The organism is Saccharospirillum salsuginis, from assembly GCF_014651855.1.
Lineage (GTDB): Bacteria > Pseudomonadota > Gammaproteobacteria > Pseudomonadales > Natronospirillaceae > Saccharospirillum > Saccharospirillum salsuginis.
This window is the reverse complement of the sequence record NZ_BMXR01000016.1, coordinates 71,808-91,032: the sequence shown is the minus strand read 5'-3', so window position 1 is coordinate 91,032 and position 19,225 is coordinate 71,808. Positions and strand designations below refer to the sequence as shown.

Here is a 19,225-nt window from a genome sequence, read left to right as displayed (position 1 = left end):
GTTGCAAAAACTCCCTGAACAGAAATACCAAAGCATTCAGCGCGGTTTTCTGAGTGTTGATGGATGTGGAAGGCTCAACATGTAGCGCAACACATATCCCGGGAAAACTCCGGAATATGTGTCTCCGAAGACGCTGATTCCCGGGATATGCGTCGGGTGAGACGGTTTTTGTGGATTTGATATCCGGTTTAGGGACCTCCCGTGATAGCCTGTAAGTACTGTGGTTGCTGGGCTCGGCCAGATCTGCGTGGTACAGTTGCAACAGCGATGTGCCGGAATAAGGGGCGCGGGCGACGATGAATAAACTGTTGGGTGAATTAATGAGCTATTTGCATGCAATCAGTCTGGCCGATTTCCTGCCCTGTAATAATTTTGCAATCGCTGGACGGATTTGGTCACCGAACTATCTAGCTTCTATTGAGCCAGGCTTGGGGGCAGTACATAAGCCTGTTGAAAATTTCTCGATCGAAGACCTTCGCGAAAACGGTTACCAAGGTGGGGCTGTTACCCCCAGAAGTGCAACAATCTTGATCAAAGCGGTCATGTTGCGACGAAGGCTACACATGGTGGATGGCCACGGGAATGAGATCCTCGTATCTGCACAGGAAAAGCAGAGGATTCTGGAGTTGTCGGAAGCAGAATTATCATTGGAGCAATTGAGGAGATCTGATTACCCAGGCAAAGTTAGTCGACTATCATGCCTTTGGTTAGCGGATGCAAACGAAGAGGGAGCTAAACACATTAAGAGCATGCTTGGAGACCATATTTATATGGTCAGCGTTAAAATCTCCAACCAGCTTGCTCTCTCGAAAGTGAACACACACTGGTTTGATGAGTTTATCAGGACGGGTGATATGGACTGCGCACATCGCTATTGGGCCGGGGATGCAGCTCCACATGGAAGCAGGTGGGAGTATCTACTTGATGGAGAAATTGTGATTTCTGATCCTGAGCAGTTGGAATACATTCGAAGTTATGGGAGTAAACTGCCATAAGTCACCCAACAATCGGCTGCACAGCGACCAGTTTTCCGCCGCTTCGCGGCTCCAAACCGGCGCGTGAGCCGGGCGTTATGCTCTATATAAATACCGGAACCTGAGTAAACAACACCGTCGAATTCTCAGCCTATACACGCAATAAGGGCATAGATGACCACCAACACCACCAACCTGATCAACTTCGTCTTCGAAATCGCCAACAAGCTCCGTGGCCCTTACCGGCCGCCGCAGTATCGCAAGGTCATGCTTCCCATGACGGTGCTGCGCCGGTTGGACTGCGTGCTGGCGCCCACCAAGGAACGGGTGCTGAAGGAGTACGAGAAGCTTCAGGCGCGCGGACTGGAAGGGGAGGCCCTGCACAAGGTGCTGGCGCGCAAGGCCAGTCAGGGGCGTGAGCATCCGCTTTACAACATCAGCCCCTACACCTTCGAAAAGCTGCTGGCGGACCCGGAGAACATTGCCACCAACCTCACCAGCTACATCAACGGCTTTTCCGAGTCCGCCCGGGTGATCTTCGAGGCCTTTGGCTTTGAGTCGGAGATCGAGAAGCTGGACAAGGCCAACCGGCTGTATCTCATCGTCAAGGAATTTGCGGACCCTAGAGTCGACCTGCACCCGGACCAGGTCAGTAACCACGACATGGGTTATGTGTTCGAGGAGTTGGTGCGCAAGTTCAACGAGCAGGCCAACGAGGAAGCTGGGGATCACTTCACCCCCCGCGAGGTCATCCGCCTGATGGCCCATCTGCTCTACACCGAGGACGAGGAGGTCTACACCCCCGGCATCGCCCGCACCATCTATGATCCGACCGCCGGCACCGGCGGCATGCTGTCGGTCTCCGAAGAATACATCACCGAACAGAACCCCCAGGCCCACCTGGCGCTGTACGGGCAGGAGTACAACGAGGAATCCTGGGCGATCTGCCGCTCGGATCTGCTGATCAAGGACGAGCCGGTGGACAACATCGCCTTTGGCGACACCCTGGGCGACGGCGAAACCGGCGACGGCCACCCGGACAAGACCTTCCACTACATGCTGGCCAACCCGCCCTTCGGCGTCGAGTGGAAGCCCCAGGAAGACTATGTGAAGAAAGAGCACAAGGAACTGGGCTTCAACGGCCGCTTCGGCCCCGGCCTGCCACGCATCAACGACGGTGCCACCCTGTTCCTGCTACACATGCTCAGCAAGATGAAGCCCAGCCCCGAAACAGGCGGCGAGGGCTCGAAGATCGCTATCGTCTTCAACGGCTCGCCCCTGTTCAACGGCGAGCCCGGCCCCAGCGAGAGCAACATCCGCCGCTGGATCATCGAGAATGACTGGCTGGATGCCATCATCGCCCTGCCGGACCAGCTCTTCTACAACACCGGCATCTACACCTACATCTGGCTGGTGACCAACCGCAAGCCCATTGATCGCAAGGGCAAGGTGCAGCTTATCGACGGCACCCGCCACTACCGCAAGATGAAGAAGAGCCTGGGCAACAAGCGCAACGAGCTGGGCGATGAGCACATCGAGGAACTGACCCGCCTCTATGCCGAGTTCACCGACGGCGCCACCTGCCGGGTGGGGCCGAACGGCGAGCAGAGCGAGCGGATCTGCTCGAAGGTCTTCGACAACCGCGACTTCGGCTATCTGAAAGTCACCGTGGAGCGCCCCCTGCGGCTCAACTTCCAGGCCAGCGCCGAGCGCATCGAACGCCTGTGGCAGGAAACCGCCTTCATCAATCTCGCCAAGAGCAAAAAACGCAAGAACGAAGCCGAGATGGAGGCCGAGGTCAAAGCCGGCGAGGCCGCCCAGCAGCGCCTTATCGGCATCCTGCAGAAGCTGGACGGCAAACTTTATACCGACCGCGCCGAGTTCGAACCACTACTCAAGGCCGCCTTCAAGGCCGCCGGCGAGAAACTGCCCGCGCCGATCAAGAAGGCCATTCTCAATGCCCTGTCCGAGCGCGACCCCGAGGCCGCCATCTGCCGGGACAGCAAGGGCAACCCCGAGCCGGATACCGAACTGCGCGACACCGAGATCGTGCCGCTACCAGCCGATATCCCGCTGCCTCTGCCGATCTGCTACGACAAGGACGCCGACAACAGCCAGTTGCTCGATCTCGTCCGCGACCACTGCGAGGACTACCTGGCCCGCGAGGTGCTGCCCTTCGTCGACGACGCCTGGATCGATCACGACAAAACGAAAGTGGGATACGAGATCCCCATCAACCGGCATTTCTATGTCTATGAGCCGCCCCGCCCGCTGGAGGAGATTGAACGGGATATTCAGAGCCTGGAGGGAGAGATTCTGGAGATGCTGAAAAAGGTGACCGCATGAGCGCGGGCGAGCTAATCCTTTACCGCAGCGAGGACGGCCGGACGGAGATCCAGCTACGGGTGGACGGCGATACCGTATGGCTGACTCAGGCGGAAATGACCGAACTATTTCAGACCTCGGTTCCCAACATCAATGTCCACATCAAGAACATCCTGGAAAGCGGCGAACTATCGGCCGAGGCAACTATTAAAGAAAATTTAATAGTTCGTCAGGAAGGGGTGCGACAGGTGCGGCGCACGGTCAATTTCTACAATCTCCCCATGATCCTGGCCGTGGGCTACCGGGTACAGTCCCCACGCGGCACCCAGTTCCGGCAGTGGGCCACCGCTCATCTGGAGGAGTACCTGGTTAAGGGTTTCGTCATGGACGACGAGCGGCTGAAAGAGCCCGGCAGCTGGGACTACTTCGATGAGCTACTGGCACGTATCCGCGACATCCGCGCCTCGGAGAGGCGTTTCTACCAAAAGGTAAGGGATCTGTTCGCCCTGTCCAGCGACTACCGGCCCGATAATCGCGACCTCCTCCTGTCCACACTGATGAACGGGGAGGTGGCGCTATGATTGCCGTTGGGACTGAGTGCTATAGCCATGGAGCCTCGCCGAGCACCGGAACGGGTCGATCGTGGAACGATGATGAACTCGGCACGGCGATCAATGGCCAAGTTTCGGCGTTGGTCTTCGATGAACAGGGTAAAGCTGACATTGAACAACTGTTGGTCGGAGTCGCGGAGACCTCTTTCGAGCAGAAGCAGCTAGCCCAGGCATTGGCCGCACCCGAAGGTGTAGAGAACTGGCGGGTTGGCGAAGCCATTGCCGAAGCCTATCTGAGTGAGCATAGGAGCTGCCTATTTCCTTGGCCGGACGGCCGGGACGAGCGTAAGAGCGGCTCGAGTCTGCCTGGGGCAGATCTAGTAGGTATTAAACAGGATGAACAGGGCAGCCGCTTTGTTTTCGGAGAAGTCAAGACGTCCGGGGAAGCCAAGTACCCGCCCGGTGCCGTTTACGGGCGGACCGGGCTGAAGCAGCAGTTGGAAGACTTGCGGGATAGGGAGAACATTCGCAACGACCTGTTCAGGTACCTGGGGCACCGCGCCAAGAACGCGACCTGGCAGGATAGGTTCAAGGCCGCCAGCAAGCGTTATCTCAACAATACGTCGGACGTTCAGCTTTTTGGCGTGTTGGTGCGCGATGTCGAGCCGCACGTGGACGACGTGCGCGTGAGGGTTGATAAACTTGGAAACGGCTGTCCGGCTGGCACAAAGGTCGAACTGCTTGCCTTGTACTTGCCAGCCGACGCAATCGGCAGCCTGGCGGCACAGGCTCTTGCGACGCAGGAAGGGGGTGGCACATGACCATTTCCACTGCAGCGCTACAAAATCTTCAGTCCCATTGGGCGCTCAGAGCGATTCCCGAAGCTGATCGTATTCGAGCGGCCGAGGTGGTCAATGAGCGACTGGTTTGGCAGGCAGTTGGCCGTCAGATCACTTTTTCCTTTGCCGGCGATGAAGTAGACGAAGGACTTTTGGAGCGTGTCGCCCTGGCCTATGAAATGGCCGCAATTGAGGGCCTGGATGCCCTGAGCCGCCCCGCTGGCGGTGACAATGGTCTGCGAGGTCAAACTGCGGCCGCCGCGCATCACGCCTTTGACATTCGTCGTTTAGCGCCGATACCGGAAAACACGGAAGAACGTATTTTCCATGTGCTGCAACTGGCTGCCGTTGCCTATTGCGGTGATCGTGGGTCAGACCTGAGGCGCTGGTTCACGGAAAAAAGAGTTGCGGTTGTGGTGCCGTCGGTGGCGGGTGTGCCGTGGGACAGACGGCTGCTCTACCGTTTGTTCGACTGCTGGGTACGGCTGTTCCGCAAGGATGGTTGGGATGATCTTGATCGCATCCGTGAAATTATCGCTGGACTGCGGGAAGACCAGAGAACGCATGAGAAAGCGCGCCTGAGCAATGGTTCCGAAGTGGAAGACAGGAGCATCGCCCTGCGGCTGATCGGTCTCTATCACTGGGCGAAGGCGACGGAAATCCTTGCTGAATACATGTTGCAAGGGCAATCCCCTACCGTCTTTGGTGATCTCGACAAGCATTTTGAAGCGGGCATCAAGGCTGCAACTGCATCGGGTGATGCGCGGCATGAAATGATCTTGCGCTGGCTTCATGCCGCTGCCCGGATCATGGTCACGAACTCCCTGTGGTGGGGCACTCGAACCGTCAACTCCCGTGTGTCGGCCTTCGTCAAGGCGCTGACCAAACGAGAGCACCAGGCGATGTTCGAACTACTGCCACCGCAACGTGCCGCTCTGCTCGAACAGGGCCTTCTTGATCAGGCTAAAACCGCGATCGTGGTAGACATGCCGACCTCCGGTGGCAAAACATTGCTGGCGCAGTTCCGGATTCTCCAGGCGCTCAATCAGTTTGATGTGCCCGACAACCCTGGGTGGGTCGCTTACGTCGCACCGACCAGGGCGTTGACCGCGCAAATCACGCGACGGTTGCGTCGTGACTTCGAGCCGGTCGGCCTGCGGGTTGAACAACTCAGTGGGGCGATAGAGGTTGATGCTTTCGAGGAGGAGCTTCTTACCGACCAGGAAAAGCCTTTCGATGTGCTGGTTGCGACACCGGAAAAGCTTTCGCTGGTCATCCGTAATAAGAACGTGCCGCGTCCGCTTGCGCTTGTTGTGATGGACGAAGCGCACAATCTCGAAACGGAGGCCAGAGGGCTCCGGATCGAGTTTCTTCTTGCCACAATCAAGCGTGATTGCCCTCAAGCTAATTTTCTGTTGTTGATGCCCTATGTCGAGGACAGCGAGACCGTGGCGCGTTGGCTAGCACAAGACGTCAACGCCGGGAAAGCGATCAGTTTCAGTACCACTGCCTGGAAGCCAAACGAACGGATTATCGGGCTTTACCGTGCAGTTGAAGATGACAGCGAACGGGCCGGGTGGCGGCTCGAGTATGAAACGCTGACTGTTACTGAGAGGGCCATGAAGCTGCGCGGCACGCATCGTGCGGGCAAGTGCAAGCCGATAGCAGTGCCGAAGAGCAAGGTGTTGGCCCGAGGGCAACAGACGGGATTCGGCTTGCAGACCGGCGCCATGGCTGCCGTCATGTCTACACGGAGGCGCACTAGTATTGCCGTCGCCAACAACATTAACACAGTCTGGAACATGGCCCGTCATGCAGCAGGCAGTGTTTCGAAGTTCGAAGTTGTTCCCGATGACATTCGACTAGTGCAGTCTTTTCTAAAGACAGAAGTCAGCCAAGATTTCGAGTTGATAGCAATGCTCGACCATGGGATTGGGGTCCACCATGCGGGCTTGTCTGATGAAATCCGAACGCTCATGGAGTGGCTCGCGGAGTCTGGTCACCTCCGCGTTTTGTGCGCCACATCAACCATCGCCCAGGGCATCAATTTCCCGGTATCGTCAATCTTTCTGGCCTCCCGCTTTGTTCCGCAGGGACGGCAGTCGGTCGAAATGTCTCCTCGGGAGTTCTGGAACCTCGCTGGTCGGGCCGGCAGAATCGGTCATGATAGCGTCGGCGTTGTCGGCCTTGCCGAGGGCAAGGACAGAGACGCGATAATCGATTTTGTTCGCCGCAATACCGGCGCTCTCGCCTCCCGCTTGATTGCACTTCTTGATGACCTGGCTGCCCAAGGCCAGCTAAACGATCTCGATGCCGTTCTTTGGCAAGATCAGTGGGAAGACTTTCGATGTTATGTTGCTCACCTCTGGGCGGAAAAGAAAAATCTAGACGCGGTACTAGCGGAATCCGAACAACTTCTGCGGCAGACCTATGGATACACGACCCTGCGCAATGACCCGACCCAGCGTGACAAGGCTGACGCGTTGTTGAATGCCACGCAGAGCTATGCCCGCAAACTGGCTGATATGCCGGGGGCGGCGGAACTGGCCGATCAGACCGGTTTCTCGCCTGAAGGCGTGCAAAAAGCGATGAGCGGCATGCGGAATCTCGAAGAGCAGTTGAGACCTGATGACTGGGCGCCGGAAAGCTTGTTTGGAGATGCAGGCCGCATGGCGGACCTGTTCGGGGTCATGCTCAAGGTTCCCCAGTTGAAACAGCAGTTGGAGGAAATAGGTGGTGATGGCTTCGACCATGCCCATTTATCCAACATCACACGCGACTGGGTGAATGGCGTGCGGCTGGAGGACATTGCGAAAACCTATTTTTCACAGAATAACGAGCGGTCGGAAACCGAGGCGTTTACCGATGCTTGCAAGGCGATCTATCGCGCTATTGTCAATAACGGCACTTGGGGTGTGTCGGCCTTGAGTCGTGTATCGGGGATGGACTTTGAAAGGATGACCGAGGCTGAGCGCCGCCGCATCAATGCTCTGCCTGCCATGATTTATCACGGCGTTCGTACGGAAGATGCGGTGTTGATGCGGATGAACTCTGCTCCTCGTAGTGTATCCGAGAATCTCGGCTCGCTCTATCGCGAAATATATGGCGGTAAAGATGAACGATATTCTGTCGGAAAGGCGCGTGAATTCCTCAAAAATATGTCCCATAGAGATTGGAGCCGTGCAATGCCGGAGCAGGCGCCCCTGAGTGGAGCCGGTTACAAGAAAGTATGGGAGATTCTGTCCGGGGAGGGTTCTTAGGGTGGCAGCTAAATTGCATGAGGCCAATGTGGACCGGCTGCTGGCATTAAACGAACGAGAAGACCTCGACGGCACGGGCAGCATCAGCCGTGACCGCATGGAGCATATCGCCCACCAGCGTTACGAGCGGTTCGACGCCCAGCGGCGGCGGGACGAGGCGCTGGAGGCCGATGCCGAGGACTTGCGGGAGCTGGAGGCGTTGGAGGAGCGGATCAAGAAGGAGGGCAAATCATGAATGCGGCCTCCTCATCCGCTCAGCTGGGTGCCATGGACCTCTATCATGCCTTGCCTTGCCCTGAAGGCTGGGTTACTCGACGCTTGCGGTTTTTCACGCGGATCAACAAGGCGCAGCCGATCACATTGGCACCGGAGGACGAAGTCTCTTTCGTGCCCATGGCCGCGATTGGCGAACATGGCGGCATTCAGCTTGATCAAGTCAAGGCGTTGGACGAAGTCGGCGACGGCTATACCTACTTTGCCGACAGTGATGTCGTTGTCGCCAAGATTACCCCGTGCTTTGAGAACGGCAAGGGCGCGTTCGCGAAAGGGCTGAGGAACGGGATTGCATTTGGTACAACTGAGCTGCATGTCATTCGTCCGGCTGACGATATCGACGGACGCTTTTTGTTTTATCTGAGCATTTCCGAGCTGTTTCGCAAGCTGGGTGAAGGAGCCATGTATGGCGCTGGCGGACAAAAGCGCGTCCCGGATCTGTTTATCAAGGACTTTCAGGCGCTGGTTCCACCGCTGGACCAGCAACAAAAAATCGCCGCCTTCCTCGACCGCAAGACCGCCGAGATTGACACCCTGATCGCCAAAAAGCGCCGCCTGCTCGACCGGCTGGCCGAAAAGCGCACCGCCCTGATCACCCGCGCCGTCACCAAGGGCCTCAACCCCGATGCCCCCATGAAAGACAGCGGCATCGAGTGGCTGGGGGAGATTCCGGCGCATTGGGATGTAATGGCGATTAAGTGGATTACTCCCGTCCTACGAGGTGCTTCCCCGCGTCCAATTGACGATCCAATCTATTTTGATGACGAGGGTGAATATTCGTGGGTGAGGATTGCAGATGTCACAGCTTCGGAGATGCGCCTTGAAAAGACGACTCAACGGCTATCGGAATTAGGTGCGAGTTTGAGCGTGAAGCGACATCCTGGGGATTTGTTTCTGAGTATTGCCGGGAGCGTTGGAAAGCCCATAATTGCAGGAATCAAATGCTGTATTCATGACGGGTTTGTGTATTTCCCTCGAATCCCCCCTGAGCTATCCGAGTATCTGTTTTGGATCTTCAAGAGTGGCCAACCCTATTTGGGGCTCGGGAAGCTTGGCACACAGCTGAACTTAAATACGGACACTGTAGGAGGTATCCGCATTGCTCTTCCGCCAGCAGATGAAGTACATGAAATTGTCGATTGGATATCTGGAAATGTGAAAAGTCTCGACGAGATTCATGAGCGCATAAGTAACGCAATTGTGCGATTGGAAGAATACCGCTCCGCCCTGATCACCAACGCCGTCACCGGCCAGATCAAGGTGGCCTGAACCGGGGGAAAGCCATGCACCAGGAAATCTACTTCGAACAGGCCATGGAGCAGTCGCTGATCGAGCAGGGCGGATACGAGCGCGGTGATGCCGGCGGTTTCGATCCGGCACGGGCGCTGTTCACGGATGAGGTCTTGGCCTTTGTCTCCGTCAGCCAGCCGGAGCGCTGGCAGTCGCTGGTGAAACTGCATGGCGACAAGTCTGGGGACGTGCTGCTGGGTTCGCTGGTCAAGGAGCTGGCCTCCAAGAACGCGCTGTATGTGCTGCGCCACGGCTTCAAGTGCTTTGGCAAGACCTTCCGGCTGGCCTATTTCGCCCCGAATACGGGCATGAACCCGGAGGCGGCAGCAGCCTACGGCCACAACCGACTGCGGGTGACCCGGCAGGTGCATTTCAACGAGAAGCACCCGAAGAAATCGCTGGACATGGTGCTGTCGGTCAATGGCCTGCCGGTGGTCACGCTGGAGCTGAAGAACCCCATGACCGGGCAGACGGTGGACGACGCCATGGGCCAGTACCGGCGCGACCGCGACCCGGCCGAGCCGATCTTCCGCTTCAAGGAGCGGGCGCTGGTGCATTTCGCCGTGGACCCGGACCAGGCCTTTATGACCACCCGCCTGACCGGGGACGACACCCGCTTTCTGCCCTTCAATCGCGGCCACAACTTCGGCGCCGGCAACCCGCCCGCCGAAGATGGCAACTACCGTACCGCGTATCTCTGGGAGCAGGTGCTGACCCGCGACAGCCTGATGGACATCCTCGCCCGCTTCCTGCATCTGGAGGTGAGCGAGAGAAAGGTCACCACCAAAAAGGGCGTCAAACGCCACCGGAAGGAAACCCTGATCTTCCCCCGCTTTCACCAGCTCGACGCGGTGCGCAAGCTGATCGACTCCGCCCGCGCCAAGGGGCCGGGGCACAACTATCTGGTGCAGCATTCGGCGGGCTCGGGCAAGTCCAACTCCATCGCCTGGCTGGCTCATCGCCTGTCCAGCCTGCACGATGCCGGGGACAACAAGGTCTTTGATACCGTGGTGGTGATCACCGACCGCCGGGTGCTCGACCAGCAGTTGCAGAACACCATCTACCAATTCGAGCACAAACAGGGGGTGGTGCAGAAGATCGACGAGAACACCCAGCAGCTTGCCCAAGCGCTCTCATCCGGGGTGCCCATCATCATCTCCACCATCCAGAAATTCCCCTTTATTACCCAGGCCATGGACACTCTGGCGAAGAAGGGCGAGGAAGTGGCGCTGAACACCGGGGGCAAGCGCTTCGCGGTGATCGTGGACGAGGCCCACAGCTCCCAGTCCGGCGAGACGGCCATGGAGCTGCGCAAGGTGCTTAACCGTGACGGCATCGAATCGGCCATTGCCGAGGAGTTTCTGGATGTGGAGGAGGAAGATCTCTCCGAGGAAGCGCGCCGCGAGCTGTTCAAGGAAATGCTCAAGCGCCCGCGCCAGCCGAATATCAGCTTCTTCGCCTTCACCGCCACGCCCAAGTTCAAGACCCAGGCGGTGTTCAATGAGCCCGGCCCGGACGGCCAGCCGCCGTTTCATCTCTACTCCATGCGCCAGGCCATCGAGGAAGGCTTTATCATGGATGTGCTGGAGCACTACACCACCTACAAGACCTATTACGGGCTGATCAAGTCCATCGAGGACGACCCGCAGGTGCCGAAGCGAAAGGCGGCGCGAGCGCTGGCGCGCTTCATGTCCCTGCACCCGCACAACATTGCCCAGAAGGTGGAGGTGATCGTCGAGCACTTCCGACACAATACGCGCCACCGTATCGGTGGCCGGGCCAAGGCCATGGTGGTCACCGCCTCGCGCCTGCACGCGGTGCGCTACAAGCAGGCCTTTGACAAGTACATCAAGGACCACGACATCACCGGCATCCGCTCGCTGGTGGCCTTCTCCGGCAGCGTCACCGACCCGGACTTTCCGGATCGGTCCTACACCGAAGTGGGCATGAACGAGGGCATCAAGGAATCCGAGCTGCCGGAGCGCTTCGCCTCCGAGCACTACCAAGTGCTGCTGGTGGCCGAGAAGTACCAGACCGGTTTTGACCAGCCGCTGCTGCACACCATGTATGTGGACCGGCGGCTGGCCGGTATTCAGGCGGTGCAGACCCTATCCCGCCTCAACCGCACCTCCCCCGGCAAGGAATACACCTTCGTGCTCGATTTCGTCAATGAGCCGGGGGAGATCTTTGAAGCCTTCAAGCCCTACTACGAAGTCACCCCCGCCGGTGAGCCCAGCGACCCCCACCAGCTCTACGACCTGCAACACCGGCTGGAAGAGCACCAGGTCTTCACTACCGATGAAGTCAACGCCTTCGCTGAGGTCTGGTACAAGAACCGCAACGAACCCACCGCAAGAGACCACCAGAAGATCAACGCCATTCTCGACCAGGCCGTGGAACGCTACCAAGCGCTGGATGACGACCATCAGGACCAGTTCAAGGGCCAGCTCGCCAGTTTCCGCAACCTCTATGCCTTCTTGGCCCAGATCATCCCCTACCAGGACAGCAGCCTGGAAAAGCTCTATAGCTATGCCCGCTTTCTGCTCCACAAGCTGCCCCGGCGCACCGATGACACCGTGTTCGAGCTGGAAGACGAAGTTTCGCTGAAATACTACCGGCTGCAGAAGATCAGCGAGGGGGCCATCGATCTGGGCGTGGGTGAAGCGCAAGCCTTGTACGGGCCCACCGAGGTCGGCACCGGCAAGGCCGAGGATGACGAAGTGGAGCTGTCCACCCTGATCGGCAAGCTCAACGAGCGCTTCGGCACCGAGTTCACCCCCGCCGACCAGCTCTTCTTCGACCAGATCGCCGAAAGCGCCGTCGAGAATGACACCCTGCGCGAAGCCGCCCAGGCCAATACCCGTGACAACTTCGCCTATGTCTTCAACCGGATGCTGGAGAACCTGTTCATCGAGCGCATGGACGGCAACGAGGAGATCTTTGGCCGCCTGATGAACGACGATGACTTCCGCCGCGTTGCGGGAGAGCACCTGCTGCATGAGGTGTATGAGCGGTTGCAGGCAGGGGAGAAAAACAATGCATAACAAAGAGCTGCACGCGGACACATATTGCTACGCTCGTTATTGTGTATGTCGCGTTGCTCCAATTTTACACAAAAACGCTCTCCACAATATGTGCCGGTGAGCTTGGCGTTGAACTAAGCCGCTTCGCGGCGGCCACCTTTCTTACACTTTTCGGGCAAAATTCGGCTCATTGCCAATACTCCTCCCGATCCATTTACGGGTCGCGTCAGAGGAGAAAAAGAATGAGCCTCTTACGCCAACAAATGATCCGCGTCATGCAACAGCGTGGCTTTTCCCCGAGAACTTACGAGAGTTATTTATACGCGGTCGAGCGACTGGCACGGTATAGCCAGGTGTCCCCCGATCGATTGACGACCGAGGACTTGCAGGGCGTTCTGGACCACCTGGTCCAGGAGCGTCGTCTGGCCCCGGCCAGTTGCCGATTGTACTTAAACGCCCTTCGCTTTTTCTATGTGAAGGTGCTGGGTTGGCCGGGATTCGAAGCGACTCTGGTCGTGCCCTAACGCACCCAGCGCATCCCCGAGCTGCTGACCCGCAGCGAGGTGCGACGCATCCTCGCCGCCTGCACGCACCCCGAGAGCCAAGTCATGATGGCTCTGGCGTACGAGTGTGGCCTGCGGGGCAGCGAAGTCGTGCGTCTTAAGGTGCAGGATCTCGACGGCGAACGCGGTTGGTTGCGCATCGAACAAGGCAAGGGCGCAAAAGACCGCTTAGTGACGGTCGGCCCACTCTGTTACCCTTTAAACTGCCGACCTTCTTCAAATTCAGATACTTTGATCAGTCGCAAACCGGTAAAGCCAGCCTGATCGATAAAGTCTTTAACTTTTTGATGGACCATGACATAGGATTTACACGATTGACCAATTTTAAAAACCAAACGACTTTCTTCTGGTATGTCGTTCAAAACGCTTTCAGACAAACTAAAGCGCACGACGTCATATTCACTTTCTTCAGGGTTTGAGAACTCCCAGTCTATTTCACAATTATCAACATCCAAAGCAGGGATGCGCTCATAAAAATTCATAGCCCAGCGATTATCATGCCATTTATCATAGTCATCAACGTAAATGGCGTGCACAAACTGCATACCATATATAGGAAAACGCTGCAGATACTCCTTAAAAACTGGCGGAACGATGAGTTCAGCACTATCAACCAGAATATCCGGTAATGGGTCTCGATTGACCCCCATTTTTCGATCTTCTTCGCGATAGCAATTTTCAAAAAATATTGGACCTTGGCTTATGTCATACTTTCGGAATCGATACCGACACTTAGCTGACCGGTCATGGAGCGTAGGAAAGAGCACTTCATCACCTGCCGGAATCAGGGAAATATAATATTGATCATTGTAATCCGTCATTATTGGCCCACCTTTAGTACATAGTATTGCTTGGGGAAGGTAATGGTATTGCCCTTAGGGTCTCTGTGGTTGGTATGATCACGTCGATACTGACAAGTCGTCGCTCGTTCCCTATGGTCATCTAGGGTGTTTTGATTACCACACCCCACCTGCTCATCCAGGCCGAAGGCTTCATCAATGTGCGTTAAGGGCATTTTGAACTCGGCAATTAATTTGAGCATCTTCCTAGATTTTTTATCCATCTCATCACAAACGTACTCCTTAGTTTGCATGGGGTTTCTTTTGCAGGTAAAAATTTTGGTTTCAATTTCCTGAATCTGATACTTAACCTCATTGTGATATGAACGCCCGGTGAACTTCGAAACGTTTGTATGGTTTCCCCGGTGCAATTGCACCCCTAGATGGCAAGCCCCGATTAACTCACTCGGTAGAAAAACGAGGTTTTCAACTACGTTCATATCATAGCCTCGGTGCTTCAATTCATCACCCAACTTTGAGTACTTAATGCCTTCCTGAGAGAGCAAATGATGCGCCTGCATGGTAATGCCATGGTGGATCGGATGATCCTGTTCGCTTTGTACCGCCCTTTCCAATCGCTTTCGATACTGAGAGTCCTTCTCGTCAGTGCCGGTGATTTTGTCCAGTACCGTCATGTGGCTATATCTCCTGGTAACCTATTTCGCTACCACGACGCCCCGTAAGCTGCGTGGCGTGGTGTGATCCGTTTTTTGGCACAGTCGGCAGCGCTGCTCCCGTCGAGTGGTGTCTTTTCTGTGCTCCAGGCGTGTGTTCGGTCTCGCTTTTAATACCAGGCCGGAGTTTCGGGCCTTAACCAGTTTGCCGCCCAGCCGTTCCATTGTGGTCAGGCTGTCCACGATGTCCTCAATGGTTTTAATAAAGGCATTCATTGCTTGCTGGGCTCGCTCGATTTTCTGGCCGGCTCTTGCCAGTTGGGCGCTGCGGGCCGACAGCCGCGCAGCGATCATGGTCAACCGGGCCGCCGTGCCCACCCCGAGAGTCAGCAGGCTCGTCAGCGCCAGTACCAGCAGTTCCAACGCCAGGTAAGCACCGCCTTTACCGGCGATGTAGGCGTAGAAGTTCGGTGGCACCGCTTCGAAAATCAAGCTCAGGTACATGACGTAGGTCAGAGCGGCGTCATGGTCGGCGATGAGCGCCAGGGCCAGGGTGTAGTTGGGGTTGTCTTTTACGGCGGCGGCCAGTTCCGGGTCGATGTCCATCAACACGGTGTCGATAAAGTGTTCGATAGCGTCGACATCGCCTGTGGCGATGAGGTCCGGCAGGGTCAGGATGTCTTCCCGATATCGGTACATTTTCTCCAGGGTCTCGCGGCTTTCGCCCAAGAATTCCACGGCGTCGTCCAGGCCGGCCTGAACGTCGTCAACCAGCGCGGATCCGGCTTCCCGCGCCTCTTGCAGCGTTTTTCTGGACTGGGTTTGCCACCAATTCCAGTTGTGCAGGTCGTCGCTGTGTTCATCCACCCAGTCGGAGGCGTCATTGGCCGATTGCACGATGTCCCGGTAGCGTTCCACGGCATAGTCGGCGGTCATGTCCAGCGCCTTGCTCGTACCTTCGGCTATTTTGTCACCGAGGTTCTTCCAGGTCTCCACTTCGAACAGAGTGGCCTGGTCCTTGACCCAGGAGGTGCCGCCTTCCATCGAACCATGATGGCCGTCCAATGCGATGGCCGCATAACCGTAGGTATCCCAACGCCGCTGAAAGCCCACCATGTCCGCTACCGTTGCCCGATAAGCGCCATCCAGGGTCAGTACCAAGGAGTTGCGCAGGCTGTCGATTTCAGCTTCCAGCCCGTCTTCAACCGGTATTTCAACACTGAGCTCTCCGTTGGGTAATTGCTCGAAGAGGTGGCTGGCCTGTCGGGCGGGTTCATCCACCGGTACATCGTGTGGCTCGGTCACCAAGGCGCCATCGGTGGGGACGTTAACGCCGAACAGAGGCAGAGGCGTTTGCCAGGTGTCGTTATAGAGGGCCTGAAAATCCAGCCATTCGAGGTTGAGCTGTTCTTCGGTGACTTCGAATTCGGCTCTCGCTTCGGCCTGTTCTGCGCTGGCGATCAATTGGTAGCGTCCCGCCTTTAGCGGAAACTGTACCCGTTGATCGCCGACATCAATGCGTTGCTGCGACGGTCGGTCACCCACCAGTTCAACGGTCACAGCGTGGACATTGGCCGAGCGGATTTCCACATCAAGGGCCCACCCCTTGGGCAGTTTGAGTGTGTCACCCGGTTTCGGTGGGTTCTGTTTGGAATAGCCTTCGTTGTAATAGTAAATACGCCGCGCATTGCGAATCCCCAGGTATCGCCACGCTATCATTTCCGGGGTTTCGCCATTCCGGACGGTCACATCGAAGAACTGTGGCGAGATGGGGTCGCCGGGCGGATTTCGGTCTGACAGGTGGAACGCTTGCCCGTCCACGGCGGTGACAATGTCGACAGTGGGTTCCGGTGACTGTTCCGGCTCTTCGGTAGGACGTTCATAGACTCTGGGTTCCGAGTCCTTCGCGACAAAGGGGTCCAGCTTGATCAGGGCCGCTTCCTTGATCAGGTCGGCGTGGAGTAGAGATACGCTCTCCGGCTCATTCCCCGCCCCGGTCTCATACTGCACCTCACCGTCGAACACCACCCCGCTCTGCCCGTTCAGTGTCACCTTTTTGCCGAACAGCTTGATGTTGCCGCTGGGGTCGATCTTCACGCCACCGTCGCCCTGCTTCAGCAGGATGTCGCCGTTGCCGTTGCCTTGAACGGTGATGTTGCCGTTCACCTGGTGGATGGCCGCGCCGGCCTGGACCTGCAGTTGCAGGTTGCCGTTGGTCACGGAGGTGTCCATGCCGGTATTGGTCAGGATCGACAGGTTCTGTTTCTGGACCCAGAGGCTGAAGTCTTCGCCCGCGCTTTGCGACAGGTTGACCTGTGCGGTGTGGGTTTGATCGGTTTCCGCCTGGTGGTTGATCGAGCCTTCTTCGGTGGTGGTCCGGCTGGTGTTCTTGACGGTCTGGGTCCGGTCGGCGCCGATGCGTTCTTCCAGTTGCGCTTCGGCCTCGATCATCAGGTTCAGGTCGGCATAGAGGTTGACGCCGCCGTAGATGGCCATGAGGTGCACATAGGGTTCGGCGTCCTGTGCGTTCAGTTCCAGACGCACCTGACGGTCGAAGGTGTGCAGGGCGATGCACGCGGCCTTGCGGGTGTCATCGAAGGTCAACTCGTTCAGGCCGGGGGTGACGATGCGGCTTTGAGTGGCGTTCCTGTTGGTCACTGGGCCGAACTGACTCTGGCCCGGCACAAAACCGACGATCATCGGTCGCGCCGGGTCGTCGTCCAGGAAGGTGACCAGGGCTCGGCTTTGGTCGAGCAACGGGAAATGCCAGCCGATCTCTTCTGTGTCATCGGTGCCTGGGCTGGCATAAGGGGTCAGCCGGCTTGTCGGGGGGCTGGCCTGGCCTTTGCCCTGGGCACTCCGGTCAAAATCCGCCCGGAAATAATACCGGCCATCGGCGGCCAGTTCGGCGTGGTCGTACCGGCTTTCGATGCGCGCCGGGAACAGATGCGGCAGCGGCGGCTGTGCTTTCACCTTCGGCCGGGGCGGTGTCGCCCGGGGGATAACCACGGCGGTGTTGCGGTATTGCACGCCCGGGGCGTTGCCCTCACCGGCAGCGGGTTCGGCATTGTGGACCACCTGAATCATCCGATACTCGCCCGACGGGCACTCATTGGGCAATTGACCGGCATCGAAAGCAACGCTGTGACCGGCACTCAGCAGGGGTTGATGGCCGTGCAGGGTGATGAAGTAGCGCTGCTGGTCGAAGTACTGTTGCTCGAACAGGGCCCGTTGTTCGGCCTCGGGACGCGGACGCGGCGGCGTAAAGCTGCGGTAGTCGGCGTCTTCGCGGCTGATGGCGCCTGGTGTTGTGCCCTGAACGCTGCGCCCGGCGATGTGGGGCTGGTCCGACCAGCGTTGGTAGGCGGCGGTGATCCGGTTGAGCTGCTGGTCCGGGGAGAGGCCGGAGACGGTTTGGCCCCATTCAATGAACGGCAGGTAGGGGCTGATCTGGGTGTCGTTGCGGATGACCAACAGTTCATGGTTCTGTTCCGGGTCCCGGTCTTCGAACCAGTAGTTGGCGCCCACTTCAGCCAGCAGACGTTGGAAGCACTCGAGGGTGGTCTCATCCTGAACCTGAAGGAAGGGGCCTTCGAAGGCGGAAACGGGATCGAGCGCGAGGTCCACTTCGAACCGGTCGTAGCCCATTTCCGACATCAGTTGCCACACCACCTGTTCACGAGTCATGCCCATGAACAAGCGGGTCTGTCCCAGTCGGCTGCCCCGCTCCAATTTGCTGGCGAGCGTGAGATTCAGATGGTAGGCGTCGCCGGTCCAGCTCTCGTCCGCTGCCATCAGGCTGAGATGAATCCTTCGCGGCTGAACCAGGCCGGGGCCATCGATGATAACTTGAATTGGCTGGTCTAACAGTTCGCCCGGGGTAACGGGCAGGTCGTTGGCGTATTGCGTATGTAGATTGACGTCCAGTCGGGTGGGCCGGTTGATCATTTCCGAACCTTCCAGGCTTCGGGCTTTGATGCTCAGGCCGTTCAGGCTGGCGAACCGAACGTCGATCTCGGTGCGCAACAGGGATGCTTTGGTTTCCATGAGTCGCTATTCCTTGAATTCGGGGTGCATCAGTTGTCGCCTATGGTGCAATCAATGTCGGTGGCCGACTCCTACGTGATGTCCCGACAGGACTTTCAATTCAATAGAAAAGTCCTGATGAAAGGTCCACTCGTGCAAGTCGACCGTTTTGACCAGAAAGGTATCAACGGGTAAGTCAGATAGGGGCAGGCAATACCGGCTCACGTCCGAGAGGTCGACTTCGCGCATCGCTTTGTTGTTCCCTGCGATGGATAGCGTCATGGTGTTTCTCCTTCTTCCTTGAGCCGATCCGCCTCGGCCCGGGTGACGAATGGGCGAGCGAGGGAAAGTACGAGTGGCGGATCCCTGCCCGGCCGTCCTTTATGAGATGAACGGTGATGAAAAGCGCCTGTGTTACAGCCGGGGCGTCGAAGCGGGACGTTAGCGAATTTGTTAATCGCTGTATGTTGAATCAATCACAAAAGTGAAAATCGCTGAAAGCAAACTGGGTTAACAACTACCGCAGTAAGCTCTTGAGGTCTACAATCCAGTCGATAGCGGCTCTGCATTCACATGTAATCCCCCCGGAAATCCAGAGCACCACGTTCCAGGGGGGGTGCTGAGAGTGCGCTCATTATCCCCCACTCA

14 protein-coding genes are annotated in these 19,225 nt (G+C 57.4%); 10 read left to right on the top strand and 4 right to left on the bottom strand.

Features of this window, described 5'->3' with window-relative positions:
• Positions 1-296: 296 nt before the first annotated feature.
• The 10 genes from IE111_RS22585 (at position 297) to IE111_RS24840 (ending at position 13,362) form a co-directional block, all read left to right on the top strand.
• Positions 297-995 (top strand): DUF2441 domain-containing protein, encoded by a 699-nt coding sequence (locus tag IE111_RS22585; protein WP_189613170.1) that lies wholly within the window; start codon positions 297-299, stop codon positions 993-995.
• Between the two features lie 153 nt (positions 996-1,148).
• Positions 1,149-3,320, top strand: a complete 2,172-nt coding sequence (locus IE111_RS22580; RefSeq protein WP_189613168.1) for a type I restriction-modification system subunit M — start codon at positions 1,149-1,151, stop codon at positions 3,318-3,320.
• On the top strand, positions 3,317-3,880 hold the full coding sequence (locus IE111_RS22575; RefSeq protein WP_189613166.1) for a virulence RhuM family protein: 564 nt from the start codon (positions 3,317-3,319) through the stop codon (positions 3,878-3,880). Before IE111_RS22580 ends, IE111_RS22575 begins: the two co-directional genes overlap by 4 nt.
• Positions 3,877-4,671: a hypothetical protein gene (locus tag IE111_RS22570; RefSeq protein WP_189613165.1), complete on the top strand. Its 795-nt coding sequence runs from the start codon at positions 3,877-3,879 to the stop codon at positions 4,669-4,671. Before IE111_RS22575 ends, IE111_RS22570 begins: the two co-directional genes overlap by 4 nt.
• Positions 4,668-7,949 (top strand): DEAD/DEAH box helicase, encoded by a 3,282-nt coding sequence (locus IE111_RS22565; protein WP_189613162.1) that lies wholly within the window; start codon positions 4,668-4,670, stop codon positions 7,947-7,949. The genes IE111_RS22570 and IE111_RS22565 overlap by 4 nt, the downstream gene beginning before the upstream one ends.
• Position 7,950: 1 nt before the next feature.
• Positions 7,951-8,184 (top strand): hypothetical protein, encoded by a 234-nt coding sequence (locus IE111_RS22560; RefSeq protein ID WP_229805490.1) that lies wholly within the window; start codon positions 7,951-7,953, stop codon positions 8,182-8,184.
• Positions 8,181-9,491, top strand: a complete 1,311-nt coding sequence (locus IE111_RS22555) for a restriction endonuclease subunit S (protein ID WP_229805489.1) — start codon at positions 8,181-8,183, stop codon at positions 9,489-9,491. The genes IE111_RS22560 and IE111_RS22555 overlap by 4 nt, the downstream gene beginning before the upstream one ends.
• Before the next feature lie 14 nt (positions 9,492-9,505).
• Entirely contained in the window at positions 9,506-12,556 is a 3,051-nt protein-coding gene (locus tag IE111_RS22550) for a type I restriction endonuclease subunit R (protein ID WP_189613160.1), read from the top strand.
• Positions 12,557-12,777: 221 nt separating this feature from the next.
• Positions 12,778-13,059, top strand: a complete 282-nt coding sequence (locus IE111_RS24600) for a site-specific integrase (protein WP_229805488.1) — start codon at positions 12,778-12,780, stop codon at positions 13,057-13,059.
• 12 nt (positions 13,060-13,071) lie between these two features.
• Positions 13,072-13,362: a tyrosine-type recombinase/integrase gene (locus IE111_RS24840; protein WP_373300967.1), complete on the top strand. Its 291-nt coding sequence runs from the start codon at positions 13,072-13,074 to the stop codon at positions 13,360-13,362.
• On the opposite strand, the gene IE111_RS22540 is transcribed toward IE111_RS24840, so the two are convergent.
• The 4 genes from IE111_RS22540 to IE111_RS22525 are packed head-to-tail and all read right to left on the bottom strand — an operon-like array spanning position 13,290 to position 18,859.
• Positions 13,290-13,919 carry a hypothetical protein gene (locus IE111_RS22540; RefSeq protein WP_189613158.1) on the bottom strand — a complete coding sequence of 210 codons (630 nt, stop codon included), beginning with the start codon at positions 13,917-13,919 and terminating at the stop codon, positions 13,290-13,292. The genes IE111_RS24840 and IE111_RS22540 overlap by 73 nt on opposite strands.
• Entirely contained in the window at positions 13,919-14,572 is a 654-nt protein-coding gene (locus IE111_RS22535; protein ID WP_189613156.1) for an AHH domain-containing protein, read from the bottom strand. The genes IE111_RS22540 and IE111_RS22535 overlap by 1 nt, the downstream gene beginning before the upstream one ends.
• A gap of 21 nt (positions 14,573-14,593) precedes the next feature.
• Positions 14,594-18,598 carry a contractile injection system protein, VgrG/Pvc8 family gene (locus IE111_RS22530; RefSeq protein WP_189613154.1) on the bottom strand — a complete coding sequence of 1,335 codons (4,005 nt, stop codon included), beginning with the start codon at positions 18,596-18,598 and terminating at the stop codon, positions 14,594-14,596.
• Positions 18,599-18,649: 51 nt separating this feature from the next.
• The gene (locus IE111_RS22525) at positions 18,650-18,859 is read right to left on the bottom strand and encodes a hypothetical protein (RefSeq protein WP_189613153.1); all 210 of its coding nucleotides are present in this window, start codon (positions 18,857-18,859) and stop codon (positions 18,650-18,652) included.
• Between the last annotated feature and the right edge of the window lie 366 nt (positions 18,860-19,225).

What these genes read in the sequence shown, in the direction of transcription:
- IE111_RS22585 (WP_189613170.1), top strand. Translation starts at nt 297, where the DNA reads ATGAATAAACTGTTGGGTGAATTAATGAGCTATTTGCATGCAATCAGT.
- IE111_RS22580 (WP_189613168.1), top strand. Translation starts at nt 1,149, where the DNA reads ATGACCACCAACACCACCAACCTGATCAACTTCGTCTTCGAAATCGCC.
- IE111_RS22575 (WP_189613166.1), top strand. Translation starts at nt 3,317, where the DNA reads ATGAGCGCGGGCGAGCTAATCCTTTACCGCAGCGAGGACGGCCGGACG.
- IE111_RS22570 (WP_189613165.1), top strand. Translation starts at nt 3,877, where the DNA reads ATGATTGCCGTTGGGACTGAGTGCTATAGCCATGGAGCCTCGCCGAGC.
- IE111_RS22565 (WP_189613162.1), top strand. Translation starts at nt 4,668, where the DNA reads ATGACCATTTCCACTGCAGCGCTACAAAATCTTCAGTCCCATTGGGCG.
- IE111_RS22555 (WP_229805489.1), top strand. Translation starts at nt 8,181, where the DNA reads ATGAATGCGGCCTCCTCATCCGCTCAGCTGGGTGCCATGGACCTCTAT.
- IE111_RS22550 (WP_189613160.1), top strand. Translation starts at nt 9,506, where the DNA reads ATGCACCAGGAAATCTACTTCGAACAGGCCATGGAGCAGTCGCTGATC.
- IE111_RS24600 (WP_229805488.1), top strand. Translation starts at nt 12,778, where the DNA reads ATGAGCCTCTTACGCCAACAAATGATCCGCGTCATGCAACAGCGTGGC.
- IE111_RS22540 (WP_189613158.1), bottom strand. Translation starts at nt 13,919, where the DNA reads ATGACGGATTACAATGATCAATATTATATTTCCCTGATTCCGGCAGGT.
- IE111_RS22535 (WP_189613156.1), bottom strand. Translation starts at nt 14,572, where the DNA reads ATGACGGTACTGGACAAAATCACCGGCACTGACGAGAAGGACTCTCAG.
- IE111_RS22530 (WP_189613154.1), bottom strand. Translation starts at nt 18,598, where the DNA reads ATGGAAACCAAAGCATCCCTGTTGCGCACCGAGATCGACGTTCGGTTC.
- IE111_RS22525 (WP_189613153.1), bottom strand. Translation starts at nt 18,859, where the DNA reads ATGACGCTATCCATCGCAGGGAACAACAAAGCGATGCGCGAAGTCGAC.